We start from the raw sequence: 19,364 nt of genomic DNA on the forward strand, positions 1-19,364 counted from the left end.
TGGATCAATCAAATGCAAATTTTCGATTCCGCGTTCGCATGCACAAAGGTGCACGCATGAGCCGTCGCGACTTCCTCCGCACACTGGGCAAGACCAGTGGCGCTAGCGCCGTCCTTGCGACCTTTCCGCCATCCATACAGAAAGCCCTGGCCCTCCCCGCCAATCAGCGCACCCGTAGCCTGCAGGACGTCGAGCATATCGTCGTGCTGACGCAGGAAAACCGCAGTTTCGATCACTACTTTGGTACTCTGGAAGGGGTGCGCGGATTCGGTGATCCCTTTCCGATCCCGGTAATGGACCGCCAGAACCTTTTCAATCGCAAGTCGGTCTTCGTGCAGCGCTCGGTAGGAGGCGCGCCGGTGCCGGGCCGGCCGAACTGGCCCCAGGGCCGCGCCATTGCGCCGTTCCGGCTCAACACAGTGCAGGACTTCCCGGTGATGCGCGTGGCCGGGACACCGCACGCCTGGCTGGATGCACAACTGGCGTGGGACAACGGACGAATGAACGACTGGTGCACGGTCAAGCAGAACCACGCGATGGGCTACTACGCCGAGGCCGATATCCCCTTCCAGTTCGCGCTCGCACGTGCCTTCACGATTTGCGACCACTACCACTGCGCGACGCAAACCGGCACCAACACGAACCGCCTGTTCCTGTTCAGCGGCCACAACGATCCCCTTGCGGTGGCAGGCGGCCCCTCGACCGACAACAGCCGCGACGACTTCAATCCGGATACGTCCACCGACTACCTGTGGACTACCTATCCGGAGCGCTTGCAAGCGGCTGGCATCAGCTGGCAGGTCTACCAAAACATGGCGGACAACTTCACCGATAACTCGCTGGCAGGATTTCGCTCCTTCCGCAACGCGTGGTATCGCAGGCCCGGCTATTCGCAAGCGCTGCGCGACCGAGGCACCAGCACACGCGACCTCGACCTGCTCAAAGCCGACGTGCTGGCCAACCGACTGCCGCAGGTCAGCTGGGTCGTGGCCACAGCCGAAGGCTCCGAACACCCGGGCCCCTCGAGCCCCGCTTCGGGCGCTGACTACATCGCGCGCGTGCTCGACGCCCTGACGGCCAATCCCGAGAGCTGGAGCAAGACGGTCCTGATTATCAACTTCGACGAGAACGACGGCTTCTTCGACCACATGCCGCCGCCGTCGGTCCCGGCCTACACGGATAACGGCGCCAACTCTGCACAGTCCCAGCTCGCCGGCGCGTCGACAGTCGATACGACCGGCGAATACCATCATGTGCTTAACGGCGCCGACGCACGCACGCACCACCGCCCCTACGGGCTCGGGCCACGCGTGCCGATGTACGTCATCTCGCCCTGGACCAAGGGCGGCTGGGTGAACTCGCAGGTCTTCGACCACACCTCGGTGTTGCGCTTCATCGAGGCGCGTTTCGGCGTGCGCGAACCGCTCATCAGCGCATGGCGTCGCGCGGTGAGCGGCAACCTGCTGTCCTGCTTCGACTTCGCCAACCCGAACGACAACGGCTTCGCGCAGCTGCTGCCAGAAACGGCGTCGCGGCGCGCAATGGCGATGGGCCTGCCGAACACCAAGGTGCCCACGACGCCGGCCACGCTGGCAGCGCCCGTCCAGGCGGCCGGTGTGCGGCCGGCACGCGCCCTGCCCTACGAGCTCCAGGTACAGGCCCAGGTGCCGGCCGGAGGCGGCCAGGTAGTGCTCAACTTCGAAAACCTCGGCGAAGCCGGAGCGGTGTTCCATGTGTACGACCGTCTCGCGCTAGACCAGATCCCGCGTCGCTATACCGTCGAACCCGGGAAACAGCTGCATGGCCGCTGGAACACCGCGGCCGCTTACGACCTGTGGATATTGGGACCGAACGGCTTCCACCGCCACATCGTCGGGGACGTGCGCGGCGCAGTCACCGCCGGATGGCCGGAAATGCGTATGCGCGCCGACCGCAGAGCTGGCGAACTGGTGATCGATCTGGTTAACAACGGCGCGCAGCCCTGCACCTTCCAGCTCACCGCCAACAAGTACTACGCAAACAAGCCAATGGAAATGCGAGTCGTCGCACGCTCGACGAGCACGATCCGGTTGCCGCTGGCATCGAGCTCGAACTGGTACGACTACAGCTTGCGCGTGAACGGCCTGCCAGGCTGGCTGCGCCGCTTTGCCGGCCATCTGGAAAACGGCTCGCCGTCAATCAGCGACCCGGCAATGCGCGGGGCCGCCCAACTCGACCAGTACCGCGTCGTTTGATCTTTACAAGGAGCTTTTATGAAGTCTCGATTTCTCGTTGCCGCGGTCTTGTTCGCCGTGGCTTGCAGCGGCCAGGCCGCAGCCATCTACCGTCAGAACCTCGTTGTCAATGGCGATGCCGAAGCGGGCATGAACGGCTGGACGGGCTACCCGGACTACAACATGGTCCAGTCGGTGAACTATGGCAGCAACTGGGTGCTGCCCAGTCAGCCTGGCCCGGCCGATCGCGGCAGCAACATGTTTGCCGGGCTGGGGCAGTATGCCGTCGGCTTCCAGACACTCGACTTGAGCTTGTCGACGACCACGAACATCTCGTATTCCCTGAGCGGCTGGCTTGGCGGTTGGGCCGACCAGGGCGATAACGCATTGTTCTACGTGCAGTTTCTTGATGACCTCGACAACGAGATAGGCAGCTCCGCGATCGGTCCCGTCACCCCGGCGGATCGCGGCAACCAGACCGGCCTGTACTATCGCGAGGCAGCGGGATTCATGCCTACCGGAACCCGCAAGCTGTCCTTCTGGCTATCAATGGAGCGCCTCGTCTCGGGCGACAACGATGGCTATGCGGATAATCTGTCATTCGTCCTGCTGGAGCCCGTCAACGAGGTGCCGGAACCGGCCATGGCGTCAATGTTCCTGCTTGGCGCCGGCATGCTGGGGTGGTCGCGCCGCCGCAGGAACCCGGCCAGCAAGGCGTAATCGGGGCCATGCAGATTCGTAATGCAGGGGCAGGCTGGAATCGACCCAAAGCGGACGCTGCGCGCTGCTCGACAGCGGGTACTGGTGTTGGAAAACTACCAAGGTAACTGGGCGCCGCACACGAAGCGTTTCAAGATGGGCCTGCTGTAACCGTTACGGCATCCGGTGCAGCGCGCAGAGCTTGTTGCCGTCCGGGTCGCGTACGTATGCAAGGCAGACGCCGCCGGCCGGCGTGTCGCGCACGCCTGGCGGCTGTTCGATCGATTGGCCGCCATGGGCGACTGCCACGTCGTGGAAAGCTTGCACCTGCTCCGGCGAGCTGCACTTGAAGCCGACAGTCGCGCCGTTGGCCACAGTCGCCGGTTCATCGTTGATTGGCTCGCTGACGCAGAAGCTGCTGCCGTCGTGGGTGTAGAACAGGCGCGTATGGCCCGATGCAGCCACGTTGCGGATGGGTTCGCTGGCGCCAAGGAGGCCAAGGACGGCATCGTAAAATTGTTTGGAGCGGTCGATGTCATTGGTGCCGACCATGATGTGATTGAGCATATTGCCTCCTGATTTATAACGGCGGTATGGTAGCGCGGTAGCGGCTTGGTTGCACGAATCGTGCCCGTTTGGCGGTGCAGCATGGTAGCGGGATAAGCTCACGGTATGACTGCCCAACAAAACCAAAGTACTGAACGACCTAAGTGCACCATGTCATCCTCGGTTTGGAATGCATGATTTGAGCGTGTCCCAAGGTCTGCTTTTGGCAAGCGGCCGATCGGTATGGCTCAGTGTACAAGCATGTTGCGGCCAGACGAAGTAGCAGGTCTTTGTCAGGCGTCCCAAGCCGGTCAGGCCTGCTGCGCCGTCGGCGCGCCGGTGGCCGGCTCCAGCAAGTGGCCGCTCAACCAGCGCGCCACTTCCGCCGCCCTGCCCTCGATCTGCGGACCAAAACCCTCCCTGGCCAGCAGCGCAATCCCGTTCGGATTGCGCAGCACGCCCTTCTGCAGCATCGGCCGGCCGCTGGTCGTATCGATGCAGATGGCGTCAAACCCCGCCTGCAGCAGCGGCGCAAGCACCAGATTGTGCGACGACACCAACACCAGGTCGTGCTTAGATAACTGCTCGAGCACCGCAGCGGCAGCTGACACCGACTCGAGATGGTTCGTGCCACGAAACACCTCGTCGATCAGGCACACGCCCGCCGGCTGGCCGGCTGCCTCGAGCAGTTCGCGGGCACGCCGCAACTCCGCCATGTACAGGCTCTCGCCGCCCAGCAGCGAATCCTCGTTCTGCATGCTGGCGCGCACCGGCACCGCCGGCAGGCGCGCCCGCGTGGCGTAGCAAAAGCCGAACGCGCGCGCCGCAAGCAGGTTCAGGCCCACCATGCGCAGGAAGGTACTCTTGCCCGACGCGTTCTGGCCCGAGACGAACGCGCCGCGCTCATGCAGCGACAATGACAGCGGCGCCGGCTGCGCCATCAACGGATGCACGCCATTCTCCAGCAGCAGCTCGCGCGCCCCGCCACGTTCGGCCCAGCACCAGCGGGGCATCGCGCTCAAATGCCACGCCAGTGCTACGTCGGCTTCCAGGTTGGCGCACGCCAGATAGCACTCACGCAGAAACGCGCGCTGCCCGAACACGATGCGCGCCGTCCTGAAGTAATGCGCGATATTCCCGGCAGCGAACCAGTCGGCATACTGCCTGCCGCCCGGGATCATGCGCAGCGCGAACGGCCGGTCGAGGCGCACATGCAGATGCGCGGCGGCCGCGCGCGCCGCCACGAACGGTTCGGTCAACGCCCCGCCGCCCTTGCCGAGCAGGCCCACGGTGGCAAGCAGCGCGCCCAACGAGCGAATGGTCTCGGTCCAGCCCTCGATCTCCTGGTGATAGCGGATCTGCAGCGCCATCAGCGGTGCGAGCGCAGCCAGCGTCAGCACCCAGCCGAACGGCAACGTCACCAGCGCCGCGACCGACACCAGCAGCAGCACCGGTAGCAGCCATAACCAGCGCGCCCACCACGGCGTTACGGGCGGCGTATCGCCGAACAGCAGCACGGCCACGTCGACATCCGCATGGCGCAGCATCCGCAGTTGCGCGTGCAGCGCGGCCAGGCGTGCCGGGTCCGCGATCAGGCCTTGCAGGCGCGTGCGCTGGGCGCTGCAGGTGGCATCGTCCATGCCCGCGCGCAGGCGTCGGTGCAGCACCTGGCGGCCGAAGATGCTGGCATCGGGCACCAGCTTGTCCTCGAACGATGGCAGCAGCAGATCGTCCCAGGTCTGGGCATCGATGCTGGCAGGGTTAGCGCCATCCTGCTCGTGCAGGCGCCCGATATCCTGGGGCGTAAAGAAGTGGTTCGGCGGCGGCGCGGTCGATGGCGCCAGTGTGGCGATGGCGGAACGCCAGAGATGCTGCAGGTGGTCGAACGACGACAAGGTCAGTCCTGAAAAGAGCCGGCGGCGCCGGTTGCCAGGCGCATGTGCAGACGATCTGGCGAACTTGCAAGAAGGAAAACGTTCCAGTAGCGAAATTATCTTTTTTGCATAATGAACGCTGCTACGGACAATGTTCGTTTCCCAACATACCGGGGCGGTAAACACTGGCACGATGCCTTCTTGACCATCTCTATAACAATGTCCAGGAAAGGCAGGCCCTCATGAAACGCGCTTCGCTCGCCGCCGCACTATGTCTCGTGTTCGGCTCCGCCACCGCCCAGCAGGGCGACGGCACCCAGTTCTCCACCAAGATCAACGTCTGGAAGCCCAACAAGGTCGAAGCGACGCCCGAGCGGATCCGTGCACTCAAGGCGCCGCCCGGCTTCACGGTCAGCGCGTTTGCAACCGGCCTGAAAAACGCCCGCATCATCGCCGTCGCGCCCAGCGGCGACATCTATGTGAGCCGCCGTGACCAGGGCGACGTGCTGCTGCTGCGCGACACCAACAACGACGGCCGCGCCGACGGTGAGCCAATCACGGTGGCCAACCGCGCCGGCGCGCATGGCCTCGCGATCCGCGACAACAAGCTGTATCTGGTGACGGTCAAGGAGCTGTTCGTGGCCGACATCCAGAAGGATGGCCGCCTGGGCGAACTCAAGATGCTGATCGGCGACCTGCCCGACTCGGGCCAGCACCCGAACCGCACGATGGCCTTCGGCCCGGACGGCATGCTTTACCTGAGCGTGGGCAGCACCTGCAACACCTGCAACGAGAGCAATCCCGAAAACGCCACGCTGCTGCGCATTTCGCCGGACGGCAAGCAGCGCACCATCTTTGCCAGCGGCCTGCGCAACCTGATCGGCTACGCCTGGCATCCGACGACGGGCGAGCTGTGGGGCTTCGACCATGGTATCGACTTCCTGGGCGACGACGTGCAGGCCGAAGAGATCAACAAGATCGAACTGGGTAAACAATATGGCTGGCCGCACGTGTATGGCGCCAATGAGATCTACCCGCAAAGCACGCCCGTGGGCGAGATCACCAAGGAGCAGTGGAAAGCGCGCAGCACGCCGATGGTGCTCGGCTACACCGCGCACGCAGCGCCGATGCAGTGGGTGTTCGGCGCTGGCAGCGCGTTCCCGGCCGAGTACCAGGGCGACGCCTTCGTGACGATGCGCGGCTCGTGGAACCGGGTGCCGGCATCGGGCTACGAGATCGCGCGCGTGCGCTACCAGAACGGTCAGCCGACCAAAGTCGAGCCGTTCGTCACGGGCTTCCTGACTGACGGCGGCAAGACCCACATCGCGCGCCCGGTCGGACTGGCGATGGCGAAGGACGGTTCGCTGCTGATGGCGGACGATGCCAATGGCGTGATCTACCGCGTCGCCTATACAGGTGGCAAGGCGATGGCGGCCACGCCGCCGAAGGCGCCAGCAGGCCCGCTCGAACAGCAAACCAGCAAGGGCACCAATGTGCCGCTGGCGCTCAAGCGTCCCGAGACCGAGGCCAAGGGGCAGATGACGGTAACGTCGCCGAGCTTTGCGGCCAACGGCATGATGAACGAGCGCTACACCGAGTACGCCGATGGCGTCTCGCCGGCGCTGTCGTGGAAAGGCGTAGCAGGTGCGAAGTCGTACGTGATCATCGCGGAAGACCCGGACGCCAAACCCGCCCTGCCCTTCGTGCACTGGGTGATGTGGAATATCCCGGCCAATGTCACCAGCGTGCCGGAAGGCGTGCAGGAGCAAGCCCGTCTGTCGGATCCGGACGGCGTACTGCAAGGCCTCACGACGCGCGGTTCGCCGGGCTACTACGGGCCGAAGCCGCCACCGGGTGAAGCCGCGCACCGCTACCACTTCCAGGTGATGGCGCTCGACACCATGCTGGACGTGCCGTTCGGCGCCGACCGCGATCAGGTGCTGGCTGCGATGAAGGGCCATGTACTGGCCAAGGGCGAAATCGTCGGCAAGTACGCGCAGAAGCAGAAGCCGCAGAAGTAAACCCTGACCTGCGGCCGTGTCCGCGGCCGCCCGGACGGACACCGCGGACAGCGGTGTCCGCGCCTGTCCGCCATACGAATCAATGACTTAACGCCTGGCACGGATCGTGCAATAACGACCATTACACCGTCGTTACTGGACCACCATGATCCCCGAGCCATCCCGGCAGGACACCACCCTGACGCCACCCCCGGCGCAACGATTCAAGCGCCACGCTTTGATGATCGGCGCGGCCGCTGCGCTGGTTGCCGTCAGCGCCACGCTGTACGCCGCCTGGAACAACAGCGAACATAGCGTCTCGGCCAGCCGCATCCGCATCGCTGAGGTGGCGCGCGGCACGCTGGTGCGCGACGCCGCCGTCAATGGCCGCGTCGTCGCCGCCGTCAGTCCCACGCTGTATGCCACCGCCCCGGCCACCGTCAACCTGAAGGTCGCCGCCGGCGACACGGTCAAGAAGGGCGACGTGCTGGCGCTGCTCGAATCGCCCGACCTGACCGATGCCCTCAAGCGCGAGGTGTCGACCTGGGAGCAGCTCAAGGCCGAAGTGGCGCGCCAGCAGATCCTGTCGCGCAAGCAGAAGCTGCTGGCGCAGCGCGAAGCCGACACCGCCGAGATCGACCGCCTGTCGGCCCAGCGCACGCTGGAGCGCTACGACAGCGTCGGCCAGATCGGCATCATCGCCAAGATCGACTATCAGAAGGCCAAGGATGCGGTCAATTCGGCCGGCATCCGCGCCCGCCACGCCAGGCAGGCCGCCGCGCTCGAAGGTGACGACGTCGAACTGGCGATCAAGACCAAGACCAATGAACTCGAACGCCAGCGCCTGTCGATGGCCAATGCCCAGCGCCGCGTCGACGAACTGACCGTGCGCGCGCCTGTCGATGGCTTCATCGGCACGCTCAATGTGCAGAACCGGATGGTGGTCGCCGCCAACGCGCCGTTGATGACGCTGGTGGACCTGTCGCGGCTGGAAGTCGAACTGGAAGTGCCCGAAACCTATGCCGGCGACATGGGCCTGGGCATGCGCGCCGAGATCACCCTGCCGTCGGGCCGCGCCATCGGCACGCTGTCGGCGCTGTCGCCCGAAGTGGTCAAGAACCAAGTGCTGGCGCGGGTGCGCTTCGATGGCGCGCAGCCGACCGGCCTGCGCCAGAGCCAGCGCGTCAGCGCGCGCCTGCTGATCGAGGAAAAACCGGATGTGCTGATGGTGCAGCGCGGCCCGTTCGTCGAAAACGAAGGCGGGCGCCATGCCTACGTACTGCACGACGGCGTGGCGGTGCGTACGCCAATCCGGATCGGCGCCACCAGTATCTCGGCCGTTGAAATCATCGACGGCCTGAAAGCCGGCGACAAGGTGGTGGTGTCGGGCACGGATGCCTTCGACAATGCCGCACGCGTCTCAATCAATCAATGAACCACGGAGCCAGACTATGCTGCGCATGACCAACCTGAGCAAGGTGTACCGCACCCACATGATCGAGACGCACGCGCTGCGCGGCTTCGCGATCCACGTCAACCAGGGAGAATTCGTCACCGTGACCGGCCCGTCCGGCTCGGGCAAGACGAGCTTCCTGAACATCGCCGGCCTGCTCGAAGAATTCACGTCGGGCGAATTCATTCTCGACGGCGTGAACGTCAAGGGCCTGGACGACGCAGCGCGCTCGCGCCTGCGCAACGAAAAGCTCGGCTTCATCTTCCAAGGCTTCAACCTGATTCCCGACCTGAACCTGTTCGACAACGTCGACGTACCACTGCGCTACCGCGGTTTCAATACGCGCGAGCGCAAGGAACGCATCGAGGATGCGCTGGGCAAGGTGGGCCTGGCCTCGCGCATGAAGCACTATCCGGCCGAACTCTCGGGCGGCCAGCAGCAGCGCGTGGCGATCGCGCGCGCACTGGCCGGCAGTCCGAAACTGCTGCTGGCCGATGAACCGACCGGCAATCTCGATACGCAGATGGCGCGCGGCGTCATGGAACTGCTCGAAGAAATCAATGCCGCCGGCACCACGATCCTGATGGTAACCCACGACCCGGAGCTGGCCGTGCGCACCCACCGCAACGTGCACATCATCGACGGCCAGGTGTCGGACCTCGTGCGGCGCGCCCCATCGCTGCACCAGGCCCATACCGACGTCACGGCATAAGGAGCGGCGATGTTCGGCTATTACCTGATGCTTGGCGTGCGCAGCCTGCGCCGCAATCCGTATCTCACCGTGCTGATGGTGCTGACGCTGGCGATCGGCGTGGCGGCCAGCGTGTCCACGCTGACCATCCTGCACGCGATGTCGGGCGACCCGATTCCATCCAGGAGCGAGCGCCTGTTCGTGCCGTTCATCGACAACGGTGGGCGCAGCGGTTACGTCCCTGGATCGGAGCCGATCGATATGCAGTCAACGTACCAGGACGCGATGAATTTGCTGCGCATCGCGCCAGCCGAACGTGGCGTCGCCATGTTCGCCACCGGCATGCCGGTCGAGCCGCCGCGTGCCGGCAGCGCCCCGTTCCAGGCGTATGGCCTGGCGCCGACACGTACATTCTTCGCGATGTTCGACGTGCCGTTTCGCTACGGCCAGCCGTGGAGTGCCGAGGACGAAGCGCGCGGGGCCAATGTGGTGATCCTGAACCGCACCGTGGCCGAAAAAATGTTCGGCGAGACCAACCCGGTTGGCCAGCGCCTGCGCATGGGCGGCGAACCGTTCACCGTGGTGGGCGTGCTGGGCGACTGGAACCCGATGCCGCGCTACTACAAGCTGATTGGCAGCGGCCCGGCCACCGGTGAAGAGTTCATGATCCCGATGGCCACCGCCGTGCGCAAGGAACTGCAGCCTTACGGCAGCGTCAATTGCAGCCAGGTCCGCGATCCAGGCTACGCCAGCCTGCTGGCCTCGGAGTGCACCTGGATCCAGCTCTGGTTCGAGACCCGCTCGGGTGCCGATCGCGCCGACCTGCAGGGCGCGCTCGAGAATTACGCCAGCGAGCAGCGCAAGCTGGGCCGCCTGCCGCGACCGGCGCCAGTCGAACTGTACGACGTCATGGGATGGATGGAAAAGCAGAAAGTGGTGGGCAACGACACCCGGTTGTCGGCCTGGCTTGCCTTCGGCTTTTTGGCCCTGTGCCTGGTCAACACGGTCGGCCTGCTGCTGGCAAAGTTCTCGGTACGCGCCGCCGAAGTGGGCGTGCGCCGCGCCCTGGGCGCGTCGAAGCGCGACATCTTCCGCCAGTTCCTGATCGAGACGGGCGTGGTAGGCGTGGCCGGCGGCGTACTGGGACTGGGGCTGGCCGTCGGCGCGCTGGCCCTGATCGGCATGCAGAGCAAGGACATGGCGGCCGTGGCGCGCATGGACTGGCAAATGCTGGCGCTGACCTTCGTGCTGTCGATTGCCGCTGCAGTGATCGCGGGCCTGCTGCCAACCTGGCGCGCGTGTCAGGTCACGCCCGCCATCCAGCTCAAATCGCAATGAACCCTTATCCAGTAACCACGAGAGACTGACCATGGAAATCCGCCCCATCCTGTCGGCGCTCATGCGCAACAAGACCGGCCCCATTCTGGTGGCCATGCAGGTCGCCCTGAGCCTGGCGATCCTGGCCAATGCCCTGCACATCGTCAATGACCGGCGCGCCGTGGCGGCGCGGCCATCGGGGTTGCAGGACGAAGCCGCGACCTTCTATTTTTCGCTGCGTCATCTGAACCAGGACACGCCGGAACAGATGCTCGCCTCGATCAAGCGCGAGCTCCAGGTGCTGCGCGCGGTGCCGGGCATGGTGGCGGTAGCGCAGGTATCGCAGATGCCGATGTCCAGCAGCGGCGGCACGTCCAGCATCGCGGCAGATCCGCGCCAGGCGCGCGAAAGCACCTACGCATCGACCTATTTCACGGGCGATTCGCTGGTCAGGGCCCTGGGCCTGCAACTGGTCGAAGGACGCGATTTTGCCAGCCAGGACATCCCCGAGGTAAACGAAACGACCAACGCCGAGGTGCCAACACAGATGATCGTGACGCGCGCCTTGGCCGGCAAGCTGTGGCCCGGCGCATCGGCGGTGGGCAAGACCCTGTACTTCGGCATCGGCGATGGCGCGCCCGGCGCCCGGGTGATCGGCGTGGTCGAGCGCCTGGGAAGCGCCCACGCCGAAGTGGGCGAGCGCGGCGAATTTTCGATGATCATGCCCGCACGTCACTATGGCAGTGGGGGTGCGATGTATGCGATGCGCAGCGAACCGGGGCAGCGCGACCGTGTGATGCAGGCCGCCGAGCAGGCGCTGCGCGCATCGTCGGCCACGCCGATGATCATGCGCATCAAGACAACCGAAGAAGACCGCAAGAACCGCTACCGCGCCGACCTTGCACTGTCGTGGATGCTGGTGACGGTCAGCGTGCTGCTGCTCCTGGTGACCTGCAGCGGCATCGTCGGCATGGCCAGCCTGTGGGTAACCCAGCGCCGCAAGCAGATCGGCGTGCGGCGTGCGCTTGGTGCTCGCCGGATCGACATCCTGCGCTACTTCATCGTCGAGAACGTGATGATCACGAGCGCCGGCGTGATCGGCGGCGTGCTGCTGGGCGTGGGTCTGAACCAGCTTTTGGTGACCAAGCTCGAGATGGCGCGCCTGCCGATGGCGTACCTGATCGGCGGCGCCCTGATGTTCTGGGTGATCGGCATCCTGGCGGCGTATGGCCCGGCCTGGCGCGCGGCCAGTACGTCGCCGGCGCTGGCCACCCGCAGCCTGTGAGCCGGTGCGCGGGTGCTATGCTGGCGACCATGCCCACAGTTCTCATCATTGACGACAACGCCGCCGTCGCCATGGCGCTCGACGTGCTGTTTTCGCTGCACGACATCGCCACGCTGCGCGCGCTTTCGCCCGCAGAAGGCCTGGACCTGCTGGCGCGCGAGCCAATCGACCTGGTGATCCAGGACATGAACTTCACGGCCGACACCACGTCAGGCGAAGAAGGCGTGGCGCTGTTTCGCGCGATCCGCGCGCGCCACCCCGACCTGCCGGTGATCCTGCTGACCGCGTGGACGCACCTGGACGCGGCGGTCGACCTGGTCAAGGCCGGCGCCGCCGACTACCTGCCCAAGCCGTGGAACGACGAGCGCCTGCTGGCCACCGTCAGCAACCTGATCGAGCTGGGGCAAGCCAGCCGAGAGCTGGGCAGCCGCCTGCAGCACGAACGCAAGGCGCGCCTGGCGCTCGAGCAGAACTTCGACCTGCGCGGCCTGGTCTGGCAAGACCCGGCCACCGAACGCGTGCTGCACCTGGCCTGCCAGGTCGCGCGCGCCGACGTGCCGGTGCTGATTACTGGCCCGAACGGCGCCGGCAAGGAACGTATCGCCGACATCATCAAGGCCAACTCGCAGGTGGCAGACGGTCCGTTCGTGGTGCTCAATTGCGGCGCCCTGCCGTCCGAGCTGATCGAGGCCGAGTTGTTCGGCGCCGACGCCGGCGCCTACACGGGCGCATCGAAAGCACGCGAAGGCAAGTTCGAAGCAGCCGATGGCGGCACGCTGTTCCTCGACGAAATCGGCAACCTGCCGCTGGCCGGCCAGATGAAATTGCTGCGGGTGCTGGAGACGGGGCGCTTCGAGCGCCTGGGCTCGAACCGCGAACGCCAGGTACACGTGCGGGTGATTAGCGCCACCAATGCCGACCTGGGCGCGATGATCCGCGCCGGCACCTTTCGCGAAGACCTGTTCTACCGCCTGAACGTGATCGAGCTGCGCCTGCCGTCACTGGGTGCACGCCCGGGTGACATCCTGCCGCTGGCCCGTTCGTTCCTGGCCGCCGGCAAGGCACTGCACCCGGCCAGCGAAGCGGCGCTGATGGCCTATCCGTGGCCCGGCAATGTGCGTGAACTGAAAAACGTGATGGCGCGCGCCAGCCTGCTGTCGCATGGCGATACCGTCATGGTGGCCGACCTGGGACTGCCGGCAGCGAGCACGCCGGCACCGGTATCAAGTCAGGAAGCGGAGCCGGACCGCGCCGCGCTCGTGGCGGCCCTGTCGCGTGCGGGCGGCGTGGTGGCGCAGGCGGCCGCCGAGCTTGGCCTGTCGCGCCAGGCGCTGTACCGCCGCATGGAGCGGCTGGGCATCGCGCGGCCATGACGGGCAGCGAGCACCAGCCCAGGTTTTCCCTGGTCACGCGGCTGTCGGCGCTGGTGGGCACCCTGCTTGCGCTGGCGGTCATCGCCGCGCTGCTGCTGGATCACCTGCTGCCCGCCCGGCCACTGCTGGTGCTGGCCATCTGCCTGCTTGGGCTGGTGCCGCTGGCCGTCATCACGCTGCGCGCGCAGCTGCAGCCCGTGCTGTCGCTGTTCCGGGCACTCGAGGGCACCGTCGACAGCTACCGCGACGGCGACTTTTCGTGCAGCCTGCACTGGCCGCACAACGATGAACTGCGTGACCTGATTGCCGCCCACAACAACCTGGGCAACGTGCTGCGCGAGCAGCGCCTGGGGCTGGTGCAGCGCGAGCTGCTGCTCGACTCGATGGTACAGAACACACCGGTGGCGATGCTGCTGGTGGCCGATTCGACGACGCCCGGCGGCGCCATCGTGTTCGCCAACATCGCCGCGCGCCAGTTGCTGGCGCAGGGGCGCAAGCTCGAAGGCCACAGCCTGCGGGCGGTGCTCGATGGCGCCTCGGCAGCCCTGCGCGACGCGCTGGCGCGCGGTGGCGACGGCCTGTTTACCGCTGGCGAAGGCGAGGCCGAAGAGGTCTATCACCTGGCGCGCAGCACCTTCACACTCAATGGCCGGCGCCACGAGTTGCTGCTGCTGCGCCACCTGACGGTCGAACTGCGGCGTCAGGAAGTCCAGACCTGGAAAAAAGTCATCCGCGTGATCAGCCACGAATTGAACAACTCGCTGGCGCCACTGGCGTCGCTCGCGCACTCCGGGGCCGAGCTGGTTCGGCGCGGCCAGCTTGAACGCTTGCCTCAGATCCTGGAAACGATCGGCGAGCGCACGCGCCACCTGGAGAGCTTCATCTCGGGCTACGCGCGCTTTGCCAAGCTGCCCACGCCCCGCCTGGAAGCCTGCAGCTGGCCTGCCCTGGTCACGCGCCTGGCCGGCCAGGTGCCCTTTACCGTCGCGGGAGAACTGCCGCTGGATGCAGCCTGGATCGACGCCGCGCAGCTCGAGCAGGCGCTGCTCAATCTCTTGAAGAACGCGCACGAGTCGGGTTCCAGGCCAGAGGCCGTGCAGTTGCAGATACGGCGCGTGCAGGACCAGGTGCGCATCGACGTCATGGACCGCGGCAGCGGCATGAGCGACGCGGTGCTGACGCACGCGCTGGTGCCGTTCTATTCGACCAAGCGCGCCGGCACCGGCCTTGGCCTTGCGCTCGCGCGCGAGATCGCCGAGGCGCACGGCGGGCGCATCCTGCTGGCCAATCGCGACGGCGGCGGCCTGGCCGTGACGCTGTTCCTGCCGGCGCTGGCGGCGACCTGAGAGCCTGCAGCGACGGCTCTGGTAACATCGGCTTTGCCCTCCACCGCTTCGTGCCATGTCCGCCAAGTCCCCTACCGTCATCGATCCGCGCTTCGCCCAGCCCGGCCACCCACCCGCCACTATCGACGAATTCGAGGGCGTGCGCTTTCTGCACCTTGGCACCTCGTGGGTACAGGGCGCGATGCGGCTGGCCAAGCCGGACACGATCGAGCTCGAATACGTGCAGATGATGATGATGTGGACGCTGTTCCAGAGCGCGCCGCGCCACGTCGTGCAGCTTGGCCTGGGCAGCGCCGCGCTGACCAAGTTCACGTATGCGCGGTTTCCCGATGCGCGCGTGACGGCCGTCGAACTCAATCCCAACGTAATCGCGATCTGCCGCGCCCTGTTCGGCCTGCCGGAAAACGATGCGCGCCTGGACGTGCGCGAGCAGGACGCGATGGACTTCGTGCTCGATCCGGCCAACCACGGCAAGGCCGACGTGCTGCAGGTGGACCTGTACGACCAGGACGCGCGCGGCCCGGTGCTCGATTCGCAAGCGTTTTACCAGGGCTGCCTGGATTGCCTGGCGCCGGGCGGCGTCATGACCGCCAATGTGTTCGGCGACTTCAGCAACTACGACAAGAATTTCCTGAACATGGAGCAGGTCTTCGACGCGGTTGTCTGGCTGCCCGAGGTGCACGATGCCAATGTGGTCGTGGTGGCGTTCCGGGACGCGCCACAGCTGGACTTTTCAGTGCTCTACGAGCGTGCCGGCGAGATCAAGCGGCGCCTGAACCTGCCGGCCAAGAACTGGGTGAACGGTCTCAAGGAATGGATGCGCGACCATCAAGGCTGATCTGGTGGCGCCCCGTGGCTGCGCGATACGCCGGATCGGCCGACGCGACGCCCAGTTCGGACGCGGGCACTGGCGCGCCGAGCACGGCAAACACGGTGCCGCATGACTCGCGCTCGAGCGCCAGCACGGGGAACACGCGTTCCAGGTTGGCGTACTTGGCCCAGGCGCCGGCCCCGCGCGACTGCGTCGGCGGAATCGACATCGCGGCGTAGCCACGCGCGCCCCCCTCCACCGCTTCGATGCTGCGCCCGCGCGCGGCCCGTGCATCGTCCAGCGGCACCGGGATGTCAGACGCGTCGAGACAGCGCACGCGCAGCTGCGCGCCCGGGAGTGGGTGGTCGTTGATCTTCTGGTTGGGCGCGTGCCAGAGCTGCATCAGCACGATGCCGGTTGCGCTGTGGGCGTCCCAGGCGCTCTCGAGGCTGCCGTAATGCTCGAGGCCATAGCGTTTGCAAAGCTGGGTGATATTCATGCTAATCGTTCCGTTGCCGTTGGCGCCGTTCCCGGACACGCCGGGCGGCGGGATCCTGCATGGCGCGCAGCAGGATCTCTCGTGAGACGTTGCAGCTTTCGAGGTAGACCAGCCCCGCGTTGACGCCGCGCGTCTCGGCCAGGAATAACGCATATTCGGTGGCAAGCGCGGTTCGCTCGTCGGTTCGTCGCTGGATCATGGTGTGCTGCCTGCGGTTGTCGGCGGATCCGGCCCGCGCGGCGCGCAGACAAGGTCGAGATCCAGTCGGCGGAATGCTCCCCGCCTGCCGTCATGCCTATCTGGCATCAGTTCGTGTCTATCCTAGCGTGTCTTATGGTGCGCACATTTGAAAAACTTGTTAAATAACGTAACAAATAAACAATACCTTTCAAACATTGTTTCCACAGAAAAAGTACTTAATACTCAAGGCACTACTCGCTACTCATAAAAGTATCGTCATATAGGCAAAGCTGTCTCTTTTGTACTACGCATTTGCTTTATAGCCACGTTCGTATTTACTTATTTCAAGTGTGTCGTCGTCGTCAACCCACCCCGTTGCTAAGATTAAATGAAGCTCTGATAACAGGGCGACATAAAATCCATACAAAGAGGGGACAGAGGATGAAGAAGAACACACTGCCACGACGCGCCCTGCTGGCGTCGGCCCTGTTGGCGGCGCTCGCACCAGCCGGCGCCCAGGAGGCCGACAGCAATATGTCGCAAGTCGTGGTGCTCGGCTCGCGCACCCAGGCCAAGACGGCGCTCGACACTGCCGTACCGGTGGGCCTGATCAGCACGAAAGACATCCAGTCGGCCGGCACGCTCGAACTGGGCAAGGTGCTGCAAGACCTCGACCCGTCGTTCAACTTCACGTCGACGTTTGTCAGCGACGGCACCGACATCATCCGTCCCGCCACGCTGCGCGGCCTCGGCCCCGACCAGCTGCTCGTGCTGATCAACGGCAAGCGCCGCCACCAGCAGGCGCTGGTCAACGTGCAGCAAACGATCGGCCGCGGCTCGGCCGGCACCGACATCAACGCGATCCCGCTGTCGGCGATCCAGTCGATCGAAGTGCTGCGCGACGGCGCCGCCGCCCAGTACGGGTCGGACGCCATCGCGGGCGTCATCAACATCATCCTCAAGAAGGGCGTGGGCAACGGCACCCTCAGCGCCAGCGCCGGCACGACCGATGAAGGCGATGGCGACACGTATTCCGCAAGCGCCAGCCGCGGCTTCGCGCTGGGCAGCGACGGCGGCTACCTGAACCTGTCGGTCGAAGCACGCAAACGCGACGAAACCAACCGCGCCGGCCTGGACACGGCGCGCGTCAATCCACCGCGCGTGACCCAGCGCCTGGGCGACAGCAACGCCAAGGATTACTACCTGTGGATGAATTCCGCGTTGCCGATGGGCGGGGGCGAGCTGTATGCGTTCGGCGGCGCCTCGAAACGCAAGGGCGATTCGGGCGGCTTCTTCCGCCCGAAAGAAGACGGGCGCAACGTCCCGGCGGTGTACCCGGAAGGCTTCCTGCCGAACATCGTCACCACCGTGCAGGATGCGTCGCTCGCCGTCGGCTATCGCCACGACCTGGGCCGCGACTGGTCGGTGGACGCGAGCGTGAACCACGGCCGCAGCCAGCTCCAGTTCCACGAACGGAACTCGATCAACGTCAGCTACTGGTACGAGAACGGCGAATCGCCGCGCGAAGCCGACACCGGCACGCTCAAGTTCGAGCAGACCACGTTCAACCTCGACTTCAAGGGCCCGGTGAACCTGATGGGCGGCGAGCTGTTCGTCGCTGCCGGCGTCGAATGGCGCCGCGACAATTACGAGATCGAGGCGGGCGACCCGGTCTCATACCAGTACGGCCGCACCAACAATCCTGCGATCATCATCCGCGACCAGACCGGCGGTATCGCTGCCTCCGGCATCCAGGGCTTCCCCGGCTACACGCCGTCGACGGCGGTCGACCAGGGCCGCCACAACACGTCCTTCTACGTCGACCTGGAACGCAAGTTCGGCCCGGATGTCTCGGTCGGCGCAGCAGTGCGGCACGAGCGCTATTCGGACTTCGGCAACACGACGATCGGCAAGCTCAATGCACGCTGGGACCCTAGCCACTCGCTGGGGGTGCGCGGCAGCGTATCGACAGGCTTCCGGGCACCGGGCGTGCAGCAGAAGTTCTACAGCTCGGTCTCGACCAACCTGAATTCGGCCGGCGTGCTGACCGAAACGCTGACGGCGCGCGAAGACAGCGCCGTCACGCGCGCCTTCGGCATCGCACCGCTGAAAGAAGAAACGTCCAAGAGCGCCAGCATCGGCGTAATCCTGCGGCCGACCACCACGTTCTCGCTGACCGCCGACGTGTACCGCACCAGGATCGACGACCGCATCGTGTTCTCGAGCACGATCTCGCCAGAGTCGGGCGCCTGCGCAACCCCTGCCGCCTGCCCGATCCGCGCGATCCTCGATCCGCTGCGCGTGGGCCAGGCGCAGTTCTTCACCAATGCGATCGACACCTCGACCACGGGCCTGGACCTGGTGGCGCAGCAGACCATCCGCGGCCAGGGCTCGACCCTGGTGCTGTCCGGCCAGCTGGGCTTCAACAAGACCGAGGTCAAGGCGCGCAATTCGCAATCGCCCGTGCTGACCGGCGCGCAGCTGTTCGACGATGCACAGGTGACGCTGATCGAACGCGGCCAGCCGCGCAAGCACCACGTGGTATCGGCCGACTACACGGCCGGCGCGTGGAACGTGACAGGCCGTGCGAACTACTTCGGCGAAGTACAGGGCCAGGGCTTCACGGCGCCATTCGTGCAGACGTGGGAAGCCAAATGGATCGTCGACCTGACGGGCCGCTACACGTTCAACAAGAGCCTGAGCCTGTCGGCGGGGATCAACAACCTGTTCAACACCTACCCAACCAAATGGGACCCGGTCCGCGCAGCCCCCTTCCCGCAACTGGGCTTCACCTACTGCTGGGAAACCTGCCCGTTCGGGATGAACGGTCGCACGGCGTATGTGAAAGCGGACTACACGTTCTGATGGGCTGATAGTTCAACAGCGGGGGTCAGGTCTGACATTCGGACACGACCTCTGCAGAACAGCGGGGGTCATGCAGAACAGCGGGGGTCAGGTCTGACATTCGGACACGGGCTCTTCAGTAGTGGCTCGATCCGAGTTCAGAAAAGTAAAGAAGGTGCGTCTTTGCGATCGATTTCAGGACGGTTTTTTGCATAGCCGTTCTGAGGATGCAT

Annotated in this window: 15 protein-coding genes; 11 read left to right on the forward strand and 4 right to left on the reverse strand. The window is 65.4% G+C overall.

Annotated features, from left to right (window positions below):
* Window positions 1-56: 56 nt before the first annotated feature.
* Together AC56LH_RS19740 and AC56LH_RS19745 are read left to right on the forward strand one after the other, a co-directional pair.
* Complete coding sequence (locus tag AC56LH_RS19740; protein WP_499648982.1) at window positions 57-2,234, forward strand: phosphocholine-specific phospholipase C; 2,178 nt, start codon at window positions 57-59, stop codon at window positions 2,232-2,234.
* Between the two features lie 18 nt (window positions 2,235-2,252).
* Window positions 2,253-2,933, forward strand: coding sequence for a PEP-CTERM sorting domain-containing protein (locus AC56LH_RS19745; RefSeq protein ID WP_499648984.1), 681 nt, complete (start codon window positions 2,253-2,255; stop codon window positions 2,931-2,933).
* 153 nt (window positions 2,934-3,086) lie between these two features.
* Here AC56LH_RS19745 and AC56LH_RS19750 read toward each other — a convergent pair whose 3' ends face one another.
* Together AC56LH_RS19750 and AC56LH_RS19755 are read right to left on the reverse strand one after the other, a co-directional pair.
* Window positions 3,087-3,479, reverse strand: a complete 393-nt coding sequence (locus AC56LH_RS19750; protein WP_499648986.1) for a VOC family protein — start codon at window positions 3,477-3,479, stop codon at window positions 3,087-3,089.
* Between the two features lie 290 nt (window positions 3,480-3,769).
* Entirely contained in the window at window positions 3,770-5,353 is a 1,584-nt protein-coding gene (locus AC56LH_RS19755) for a MutS-related protein (protein ID WP_499648988.1), read from the reverse strand.
* A 221-nt stretch (window positions 5,354-5,574) separates the two neighbouring features.
* Here AC56LH_RS19755 and AC56LH_RS19760 point away from each other — a divergent pair, with 221 nt between their 5' ends.
* The 8 genes from AC56LH_RS19760 (at window position 5,575) to AC56LH_RS19795 (ending at window position 15,635) form a co-directional block, all read left to right on the forward strand.
* Complete coding sequence (locus AC56LH_RS19760; protein WP_499648990.1) at window positions 5,575-7,353, forward strand: YbhB/YbcL family Raf kinase inhibitor-like protein; 1,779 nt, start codon at window positions 5,575-5,577, stop codon at window positions 7,351-7,353.
* Between the two features lie 145 nt (window positions 7,354-7,498).
* Entirely contained in the window at window positions 7,499-8,767 is a 1,269-nt protein-coding gene (locus AC56LH_RS19765) for an efflux RND transporter periplasmic adaptor subunit (protein ID WP_499648992.1), read from the forward strand.
* 16 nt (window positions 8,768-8,783) lie between these two features.
* Complete coding sequence (locus tag AC56LH_RS19770) at window positions 8,784-9,497, forward strand: ABC transporter ATP-binding protein (protein ID WP_499648994.1); 714 nt, start codon at window positions 8,784-8,786, stop codon at window positions 9,495-9,497.
* A 9-nt stretch (window positions 9,498-9,506) separates the two neighbouring features.
* Entirely contained in the window at window positions 9,507-10,814 is a 1,308-nt protein-coding gene (locus AC56LH_RS19775; protein WP_499648996.1) for an ABC transporter permease, read from the forward strand.
* Window positions 10,815-10,845: 31 nt separating this feature from the next.
* The gene (locus AC56LH_RS19780; RefSeq protein WP_499648998.1) at window positions 10,846-12,078 is read left to right on the forward strand and encodes an ABC transporter permease; all 1,233 of its coding nucleotides are present in this window, start codon (window positions 10,846-10,848) and stop codon (window positions 12,076-12,078) included.
* 29 nt (window positions 12,079-12,107) lie between these two features.
* Window positions 12,108-13,451 (forward strand): sigma-54-dependent transcriptional regulator, encoded by a 1,344-nt coding sequence (locus tag AC56LH_RS19785; RefSeq protein WP_499649000.1) that lies wholly within the window; start codon window positions 12,108-12,110, stop codon window positions 13,449-13,451.
* Window positions 13,448-14,797 (forward strand): sensor histidine kinase, encoded by a 1,350-nt coding sequence (locus tag AC56LH_RS19790; protein WP_499649002.1) that lies wholly within the window; start codon window positions 13,448-13,450, stop codon window positions 14,795-14,797. The genes AC56LH_RS19785 and AC56LH_RS19790 overlap by 4 nt, the downstream gene beginning before the upstream one ends.
* 55 nt (window positions 14,798-14,852) lie before the next feature.
* The gene (locus tag AC56LH_RS19795; RefSeq protein WP_499649004.1) at window positions 14,853-15,635 is read left to right on the forward strand and encodes a spermine/spermidine synthase domain-containing protein; all 783 of its coding nucleotides are present in this window, start codon (window positions 14,853-14,855) and stop codon (window positions 15,633-15,635) included.
* Here the strand turns inward: AC56LH_RS19795 and AC56LH_RS19800 are convergent.
* Together AC56LH_RS19800 and AC56LH_RS19805 are read right to left on the reverse strand one after the other, a co-directional pair.
* A complete protein-coding gene (locus tag AC56LH_RS19800; RefSeq protein WP_499583025.1) occupies window positions 15,604-16,107 on the reverse strand; it encodes a hypothetical protein in 504 nt (167 codons plus the stop codon). The genes AC56LH_RS19795 and AC56LH_RS19800 overlap by 32 nt on opposite strands.
* A 1-nt stretch (window position 16,108) precedes the next feature.
* The gene (locus tag AC56LH_RS19805) at window positions 16,109-16,306 is read right to left on the reverse strand and encodes a hypothetical protein (RefSeq protein WP_482896984.1); all 198 of its coding nucleotides are present in this window, start codon (window positions 16,304-16,306) and stop codon (window positions 16,109-16,111) included.
* 422 nt (window positions 16,307-16,728) lie between these two features.
* Between AC56LH_RS19805 and AC56LH_RS19810 the strand changes: the two genes are divergently transcribed.
* A complete protein-coding gene (locus AC56LH_RS19810) occupies window positions 16,729-19,152 on the forward strand; it encodes a TonB-dependent receptor plug domain-containing protein (protein ID WP_499649006.1) in 2,424 nt (807 codons plus the stop codon).
* Window positions 19,153-19,364: the final 212 nt, after the last annotated feature.

It is taken from the genome of Telluria sp. LT1R51-2 (assembly GCF_059685775.1).